Origin of the sequence: Paeniglutamicibacter sp. ORCA_105, assembly GCF_045798545.1 — a bacterium.
Classification (GTDB): Bacteria; Actinomycetota; Actinomycetes; order Actinomycetales; family Micrococcaceae; genus Paeniglutamicibacter; species Paeniglutamicibacter sulfureus.
In genome coordinates, this window is sequence record NZ_JBIXLM010000090.1 from 1 (window position 1) to 664 (window position 664).

Here is a 664-nt window from a genome sequence, read left to right on the forward strand (position 1 = left end):
GCGTGCCGTAAATCGGCATAATTTTCTTCACGATTACCTATCCGTTCGGGCGAGCGATGTTGGGATTACATTGACTCGGGCTTAGCGCCAGAGGCCGCGCGTATCGATAACGTCCTTGCCTGCAAGCGCGGTAGCGGGAACTGCCTTGAACTGATCGTGGTCAACCAACACCACAATCGTGGATGCCTCGGCCAGACCGGCGTCCGTGTTGACAAGCTTAACATTGTTGATCCCAGCCAATGTGGCAGGAAGGGACTCAATGTGTGGCTCGACCAGCAGGAACTCAACGCCCGGCGCCTTTTCAGCCAGCGAGCGGGCAATCGAAATCGACGGGGATTCGCGAAGATCGTCGATGTTTGCCTTGAAGGCAAGACCCAAAACGGCCACCTTGCCGTTGAAACCGGGGGTTTGGGTCGACGTGATGACCTTGTCCACGACCCACGACGGCTTCGCATCATTGGTTTCGCGGGCTTGGCGGATGAGCTTGGACTCTTCCGGGGCCGCGGCGACGATGAACCACGGGTCAACGGCGATGCAGTGTCCACCAACGCCCGGGCCCGGCTGCAGGATGTTCACGCGCGGGTGGTGGTTAGCCAGCTCGATGAGCTCCCACACGTCGATCCCGACCTTGTCGGAGATCACCGACAGTTCATTGGCAAAGGCA

General features: G+C 59.0%; 1 protein-coding gene. It reads right to left on the reverse strand.

Going from position 1 to position 664, the window contains the following annotated elements:
• Nucleotides 1-81: 81 nt before the first annotated feature.
• The coding region (locus ACIPUB_RS20090) for a UDP binding domain-containing protein (RefSeq protein WP_407608996.1) at nt 82-664 on the reverse strand (583 nt) is incomplete at its 5' end.